Source organism: Negativicoccus succinicivorans, from assembly GCF_018373335.1.
Taxonomy (GTDB): domain Bacteria; phylum Bacillota; class Negativicutes; order Veillonellales; family Negativicoccaceae; genus Negativicoccus; species Negativicoccus succinicivorans_A.
Map to the genome: position 1 here is coordinate 1 of NZ_JAHAHH010000069.1, position 7,152 is coordinate 7,152.

The following is a 7,152-nucleotide window of genomic DNA, read 5'->3' on the forward strand; positions in this document are numbered from 1 at the left end:
CGTGCCGCCGGTCGGCATTCATCCGACGGCGGTCGTCGACGCAACGGCGGTCATTGATCCGCAGGCGACGATTTTACCGTATGTGGTGATCGGCGCGGGTACCGTTGTCAAAGCGGGCGCTATTTTACATCCGCACGTCGTGTTGGGACGCAATGTGACCGTCGGCCGCGATACGGAAATTCATTCCGGCGCGGTGGTGCATGATCGGACCGAAGTCGGCGATCGCGTTATCATTCGCGCGAACGCCGTGATCGGCGGTGAAGGCTTCGGATTCGCTACCGAAGGCGGTAAGCATACGCGGATTCGTCAGATCGGTCGCGTCGTCATCGGCGATGATGTCGAAATCGGCGCCGGCACGACGATCGATAACGCGACATTCGGTGAAACTTCGATTGGTCGCGGCACGAAGATCGATAACCTTGTCCATCTCGGTCACAATGTCCAAATCGGGGAAGACTGCTTTATCATCGCCCAAGTGGGCGTGGCGGGTTCGACCACGATCGGCAACCACTGCATTCTGGCGGGGCAGACCGGCGTTTCGGGGCATATTACGATTGCCGATCACGTTACCTGCGGCGGGAAGACGGGCGTTGTCGGCAGCATCAAAGAACCGGGAACCTATGTGGGCTTTCCGGCTCGGCCGCATCGTCAGTGGGGACGGATTGAAGGAACGCTCAACCATTTGCCCGAACTGATGAAACGCGTGAAACGTTTGGAAAAAGCGTTGGAGAAAACTGAAGAAAAATAAAAAAATGCCGTCACAGACGGCATTTTTTGACGGAGGCGGGATATGTATTTTTGGCTACAATTAGGGCGCCGTTGGGCCTGCAGTTTACAAGCTGAAGCCGCTCGTCGCTGGGGCGATCGCCTGGGACGATTTTTCTGGCGCATATTGCCGCGCAAACGGAAAGAGATTGCCGTGGAAAATATTTTACGTGCCGAGCTGACCTCTTCACCGACGGAGGCGCGGGCGATTGCGAAAACATCCGCAGTCCGTTTAGGGCGGATCGCGCTCGATATGCTGCGTTTTCCGCTGTACACCGAAGGCCGTATTTTGGAGCGGATGCGTTTCACCGGCACGGAGGAACTCGACGCCCTTTACTCAAATGGCGGCGGTTGTGTTATCGCGGCCTCGCACACGGACAATTGGGAGATGCTGGGCGGCGCGCTGGCGAGCAAATACCCCGGCAAGATTGTCGCCGTCGGTTTCAAACAGTCGAATGAAGGATTCGATCGGTTTATTCGCGAATCGCGCGCGATGCTCGGTGAAGCGGTACTGTATCCGAAAAACATGCGGGAGATTTTGCGGCTGCTGGAAGAGGGCAAATGGATTTGCCTTTTGTATGATCAGGACGGCGGCGCCAAAGGGACGTTGGCGCAATTGTTTCGTACGCTGGCGCTTTCCGTTACGGGACCGGCTGTCTTTTCCTACGCGCGACAAGTGCCGATCGTGCCTGTGCATATCTACACGCGCGACGAAGGGTTTGATGTGGTCGTGCAAAAAGCGCTTTGGACGCGTCGAGATTTGAAAAAAACGGTCGCGGTACGGGAAATGACCGATACCTTGAATGCGATTTTGGCCGCGCGGGTGCGGGAGCGTCCGGCGGACTGGTTTTGGATTCACAATCGCTGGAAATGGACGAAACGCATTTATGGAGATCCGCATGACCTGTGGCTCAAGGAACAGGCGCAACGGGCAAAGGAGGACGAGGCATGATTGCAAGTTATATAGATCACACGCTGCTGGCGCCCGACGCGAGCGCCCGCGCTATCGAAACACTTTGTGAAGAAGCCAAGACGTATCATTTCGCCACCGTTTGCGTCGCGCCGTATCGCGTGCAACAGGCGGCGCAGGCGCTTGCCGGAAGCGGCGTCGGCGTGACGACGGTCGTCGGTTTTCCGCACGGCGCGAATGGCGGTCCCGCGAAAGCGGCGGAAGCGAGCTGGACGTTGGCGCAGGGCGCGACCGAAATCGACATGGTGCAAAATATCGGCGCGGTAAAAGACGGCGCGTGGGATATGGTGGCGAAAGAAATTCGCCAGGTGCGCGCGGCGATCAGCGATGTCACGCTCAAGGTCATTTTGGAAACGGCCTTGTTGACACCGGAAGAAATTGTGAATGCCTGCAGGCTGGCCCAAGAGGTCGGCGCGGATTTTGTGAAAACATCAACCGGTTTTGCCGGCGCAGGCGCTACCGTAGCGAACGTGAAACTGATGCGCGATACCGTGGGACCTCATTTCGGAGTGAAGGCAGCCGGCGGTATTCGCGATCTCGCGACGGCGCGCGCGATGCTCGCCGCCGGCGCGAATCGGCTCGGCGTCAGCGCGGGCGTCGCGATTGCGCGGGCGGAACAAGAAGAAAGTAAGTAAAAAAGACCGCAAGGTCTTTTTTATTTCGCAAATAACGAAGATTTGACGAAACGATTACGCGTTTTTTCCGATGTGTGATATAATATTAAAGTTATTAAAAATCAGGAGGAACATCTATGCAACGGCAAGATATACGTAATGTCGCGATCATCGCTCACGTTGACCACGGCAAAACCACATTGGTCGACGCGATGTTGCGTCAAAGCCACGTTTTCCGTGAGAATGAACGCGTCGCCGAACGCGTCATGGACTCGAACGATATCGAGCGTGAACGCGGAATCACCATTTTATCCAAAAATACCGCCGTCATGTATAACGGCACGAAAATCAATATTGTTGACACGCCCGGCCATGCCGATTTCGGCGGGGAAGTGGAACGCATTTTGAACATGGTCGACGGCGTAGTGCTGTTGGTCGACGCGTTTGAAGGCCCGATGCCGCAGACGAAGTACGTTCTGCGCAAAGCCTTGGAACAGAATTTGAAGCCGATCGTCGTCATCAACAAAATCGACCGTCCGGACCAACGCGTCGCGGAAGTCGAAGGAGAAATCATCGATCTCTTCATCGAACTGGAAGCGAGCGACGAACAACTTGATTTTCCGGTTATTTACGCATCCGCTCGCGCCGGAGTCGCCAAGTTGTCGATGGATGACAGCAACGATACGGTGGAGCCGCTTTTCCAAACGCTTTTGGACTACATTCCGGCGCCGGAAGGCGACATGGAAGCGCCGCTGCAGATTATGGTCACGACGCTGGATTACGATGATTACGTCGGCAAAATCGCCATCGGTCGCATTGTGCGCGGCTTCGTCCGTTACGGTCAGCCGGTCGCGATCATGAACGGTGATCAGGTGCGCCAGGATAAAATCGGCCGCCTGTACACGTACAACGGTTTGTCGCGCGTGGAAACGAACGACGCGAAGATGGGCGATATCGTCGCGATCACCGGTTTCAAAGATATCAATATCGGCGAGACCATCACCGATCCGGAACATCCGGAAGCATTGCCCTCGATCAATATCGACGAACCGACTTTGTCGATGGTCTTTTCCGTCAACGACAGCCCGTTCGCGGGCCAAGACGGCGAATACGTCACCAGTCGTCATTTGCGCGCCCGCCTTTTGAAAGAAGTGCAGACGAACGTCGCGATGAAAGTGGAAGAAACCGATTCCGCCGACGCGTTCAAAGTGTCCGGCCGCGGCGAATTGCATTTGTCGATTTTAATTGAAATGATGCGCCGTGAAGGCTATGAATTGCAGGTCGGCAAACCGACGGTCATCATGAAAATGATTAACGGTCAGCAGTGCGAACCGTTGGAACGTTTGAATGTCGACGTGCCGCAGGAGTTCATGGGCACCGTCATGGAAAGTCTCGGACCGCGTAAAGCGGAACTCATCAGCATGAATGAACTGTCGGGTTACCTGCGCATGGAATTCATCATTCCGGCGCGCGGTTTGATCGGTTTCCGCAACGAATTCTTAACAAGCACTAAAGGCAACGGCGTCATGTACCACGTCTTCCACGGGTACGCTCCTTTCAAAGGAGAGATTCCGATGCGGACGCGCGGCGCGTTGGTCGCCGTCGAACCGGGGGAAACCACCGCGTACGGTTTGGGCAATATCGAAGAACGCGGCACGCTCTTCCTCGGACCGAATGAATCCGTGTACGAAGGTCAGGTCGTCGGCGAAAATGCTCGCGATACCGATATGGACGTTAACCCGTGCAAGAAAAAGCACGTATCCAATATGCGCGCGTCGGGTTCCGACGATGCGATTCGCTTGACTCCGCCGCGGCAATTTACGTTGGAAGAAGCGCTGGAATGGATCAACGACGACGAAACGGTCGAAGTGACTCCGCATGCCATCCGCATTCGCAAACGCATTTTGAGCCAGCAGGCTCGTTACAAAGCGGCGAAAAAGAAAAAGCAATAAAAAAGACCTCGCAAGAGGTCTTTTTTTGCGTGTCAGGCGTGCGCCGGTCGGCGGCTGATGAAGCGGAGCAGCCACCAACCGAAGTAGGCGAAGAGAATAAAGATCGCGAAATAGTCAACGAAAAATAAAATCGCGCTCGGTTCCGCTTTCGGGTGTTTTAAATACAAATACGCCATTTTCAAAAAGAAATTACGAGCGACCGCGATATACAAGCCGTACAGACTGATCGCGCCGAGCACCGCGTGCCATTTCGCACTGAGCGGCGGCAAAACACGCCGCATCGTGTGACGCAAACTGTCCCAATAAAAGCCGGCGTGCATCGCAACAAGCGCGTAAAACCAAGACGACGAACAGATGTGAACGTACTTGGCATAGCGTAACACTTCACGGCCCGGATGCGGGATCAGCGATGAAAATAAAAATCCCGAAAGGAAACAAATGACGAATACCGCGCAAAGTACATAGTTCGCTGCGCGCAGAAAACGAATTCTCGGCGTCGCGCGCCGGGCCAATGTTCCCAAAGCGCGGCGATGTTCGTACACGTGGTAGCCGACGATCAGCGTGAAAAGATAGGCGATCCACTCATGACCGCTGAGTTTCGTCAGCGGGTACGCCATGGTGGCGAAGAGGCTGACCAAAAGCCCGGTGTGCATAATACGTCGTTGCATAATTCCTCCCTCGCGACCATTTCCCCGTGGCCGCTTTGCTTTCATTATACGCAGTGGCAAGGCGTTCGGCAACCGTTGTCAAAATGCCGCAAAGCCGATTCTTACTATGCTATAATAAAATCAACTATTTTACGTCTGCGATGACGTAATTGTACCGGTTGAGGAAAGGGGAAAGAACGTGGACCCTTGGGTAGTCATTCGGCATCGTCTTAACGAAGCGAAATGGTTCAAACGTCTGCGCGATTCGCGCGCTTTATATATTGGTAAACGTTTATATCAGCGGTATATGGATGATGATGTGGGGATGCTGGCCGCGGCCGCGACCTACTACCTGATTTTGGCGCTGGTGCCGTTTATGATTTTCCTGTTTAATATCATATTGTTCGTGGCGGCGTCGCAAATCGATACGGTGCTGCGCTACATGCAGTACCTGCCGGGCGACGTACCGGCGACGCTCGCGCCTGTGGTTACCGATATTATCGAACAGCGTTCGACCACGGTACTGTCCATCGGTCTTTTATTGGCGCTGTGGTCGTCATCCAAAGGCATCGACACTTTGATTCGCGCGACCGATATCGCGTTTCAAACGGGGAAAAATGTCCAGTCCTATATTCTCATTAAAACGAAATCGATCCTGTTCACCTTGCTGATTGTCGGCACGATGCTGGCTTCGCTCGGCATTACCGTATTCGGTAATCTGATCGTGAAAACATTTATGGGAGTGCTCGGTTTGACGAAAGAATTTCTTTTCTTCTGGAGAATCGGCACCTACCTGATTCCTTTTGTGGCGATGATTTTGGTGCTGGCGGTTTTCTACCGTTACGCGCCGCGTTTCGTCGAACACGAGGGGCGCACGCCCTGGTCGCACACGCTCACCAGCGCCGCGATCGTGACGACGATCTGGGTCTCCATGACGGCGGGGTACGGCTTTTACGTCAGCAATATCGCCAATATGGGCGCGACTTACGGCTCGCTGGTCGGCTTAATGATTCTTTTCATCTGGCTCAACTTGACCTCGCTCATTTTCATCATGGGCGCGGAATTTATCGCGGCATTTGACGACATGCATTTATTTTTCGCTGTGCCGCGCCGTAAAGATTACCAGACGGAAGATTTTCGGATCGTCTGACGCGACATGTTTCGCAAGCCCGTTACCCTGTGTTACAATAAACGGTATTGAAAGATTTCCATGTAGGAGGCAGTATGCACATTGTTTTAGTCGAGCCGGAAATTCCCGGCAATACCGGCAATATCAGTCGTTTGTGTGCGGCCAATCATCTTGTTTTGCACCTGGTGAAACCGCTCGGATTTTCGATTGATGACAAGCATTTGAAACGCGCCGGTTTAGACTATTGGGATTTATTGGAAGTTCATATTCACGAAAATTATCAGGCGTTGGTCGAATATCTCAAGGGCCGACGTTTCTGGTTTAATACGACGAAAGCGGAAAAAAGCTATACCGATGTCCGCTTTACCGATGAAGATGTCCTGGTGTTCGGTAAGGAAACCAAAGGACTGCCGGAAGAATTGTTGGCCGCGCATCCGGAGCAATGCATTCGGATCCCGATGCGGGCCGAAGCCCGTTCGTTGAATTTGTCGAACGCGGTGGCGATTGTTTCGTACGAAGCCTTGCGTCAGTTGGGTTTTCCCACGCTGGCGCAAAAGGGACATTTGCCCGAAGTGAAAGGAGATTCCCATGAATATGTATGATGACGCTTATAACTTGGCGAAAAGTATTCGCGAAAGCGCGGAAATGAAACAGCTGATCGCGGCGAAAGAAAAACTGGCGCAGGACGCGTCGGCGAAAGATTTGGCGGAAGAGTTTCTCGCTTTGCAGATGGAAGCGGAATACCGTCGCATGTTGCAGAAAACGGACGGTTGGAACGGCATGGAAAAATTGCAGAGCTTGCAGGTGATGGTGCAAAATAACTCCCTCGCGAGCGAATACTTGCACGCGTTCATGCGTTGGCAGCAGGTGGCCGCCGATATTCAAAAAATCGTCAGCGAGGCGATCGGCGAAGGCGTTCCCGATTTGTCCCGCTTTGCGCCGGCGGAGGAAAAGCAGTGACCGTAGAGCATTGGGAAGAGTTGTTTTCCGGCGTTGTCCCCAAGAGCGCGTTGCATTTTGCCGAGCCGATGGCGCGGCATACGACCTTCGCGATCGGTGGACCGGCGGATCTCTA

The 7,152-nt window shown here is 53.9% G+C and carries 8 protein-coding genes; 7 read left to right on the forward strand and 1 reads right to left on the reverse strand.

Annotated elements, in window-relative coordinates; genetic code table 11:
* The 4 genes from lpxD to typA all read left to right on the forward strand — a co-directional run.
* Positions 1-748 (forward strand): UDP-3-O-(3-hydroxymyristoyl)glucosamine N-acyltransferase (gene lpxD, locus KH813_RS05555; RefSeq protein WP_303994306.1); only part of this gene is annotated, 748 nt, incomplete at its 5' end.
* A gap of 42 nt (positions 749-790) precedes the next feature.
* The gene (locus KH813_RS05560) at positions 791-1,717 is read left to right on the forward strand and encodes a lysophospholipid acyltransferase family protein (RefSeq protein ID WP_303994309.1); all 927 of its coding nucleotides are present in this window, start codon (positions 791-793) and stop codon (positions 1,715-1,717) included.
* Positions 1,714-2,370, forward strand: a complete 657-nt coding sequence (deoC, locus tag KH813_RS05565; protein ID WP_303994312.1) for a deoxyribose-phosphate aldolase — start codon at positions 1,714-1,716, stop codon at positions 2,368-2,370. The genes KH813_RS05560 and deoC overlap by 4 nt, the downstream gene beginning before the upstream one ends.
* Positions 2,371-2,486: 116 nt before the next feature.
* Positions 2,487-4,301 carry a translational GTPase TypA gene (gene typA / locus KH813_RS05570; RefSeq protein ID WP_303994315.1) on the forward strand — a complete coding sequence of 605 codons (1,815 nt, stop codon included), beginning with the start codon at positions 2,487-2,489 and terminating at the stop codon, positions 4,299-4,301.
* Between the two features lie 32 nt (positions 4,302-4,333).
* Here typA and KH813_RS05575 read toward each other — a convergent pair whose 3' ends face one another.
* A complete protein-coding gene (locus KH813_RS05575) occupies positions 4,334-4,969 on the reverse strand; it encodes a hypothetical protein (RefSeq protein WP_303994318.1) in 636 nt (211 codons plus the stop codon).
* A gap of 178 nt (positions 4,970-5,147) precedes the next feature.
* Here KH813_RS05575 and KH813_RS05580 point away from each other — a divergent pair, with 178 nt between their 5' ends.
* From KH813_RS05580 to KH813_RS05590, 3 genes are all read left to right on the forward strand, one after another.
* The gene (locus KH813_RS05580; protein WP_303994321.1) at positions 5,148-6,098 is read left to right on the forward strand and encodes a YihY/virulence factor BrkB family protein; all 951 of its coding nucleotides are present in this window, start codon (positions 5,148-5,150) and stop codon (positions 6,096-6,098) included.
* Between the two features lie 74 nt (positions 6,099-6,172).
* Complete coding sequence (gene trmL, locus KH813_RS05585; RefSeq protein ID WP_303994324.1) at positions 6,173-6,679, forward strand: tRNA (uridine(34)/cytosine(34)/5-carboxymethylaminomethyluridine(34)-2'-O)-methyltransferase TrmL; 507 nt, start codon at positions 6,173-6,175, stop codon at positions 6,677-6,679.
* Positions 6,666-7,037, forward strand: a complete 372-nt coding sequence (locus KH813_RS05590; RefSeq protein WP_075939407.1) for a YlbF family regulator — start codon at positions 6,666-6,668, stop codon at positions 7,035-7,037. Before trmL ends, KH813_RS05590 begins: the two co-directional genes overlap by 14 nt.
* The last annotated feature ends 115 nt before the right edge of the window (positions 7,038-7,152 follow it).

Coding starts and splice junctions, on each gene's coding strand:
- KH813_RS05560 (WP_303994309.1), top strand. CDS start 791: ATGTATTTTTGGCTACAATTAGGGCGCCGTTGGGCCTGCAGTTTACAA.
- deoC (WP_303994312.1), top strand. CDS start 1,714: ATGATTGCAAGTTATATAGATCACACGCTGCTGGCGCCCGACGCGAGC.
- typA (WP_303994315.1), top strand. CDS start 2,487: ATGCAACGGCAAGATATACGTAATGTCGCGATCATCGCTCACGTTGAC.
- KH813_RS05575 (WP_303994318.1), bottom strand. CDS start 4,969: ATGCAACGACGTATTATGCACACCGGGCTTTTGGTCAGCCTCTTCGCC.
- trmL (WP_303994324.1), top strand. CDS start 6,173: ATGCACATTGTTTTAGTCGAGCCGGAAATTCCCGGCAATACCGGCAAT.
- KH813_RS05590 (WP_075939407.1), top strand. CDS start 6,666: ATGAATATGTATGATGACGCTTATAACTTGGCGAAAAGTATTCGCGAA.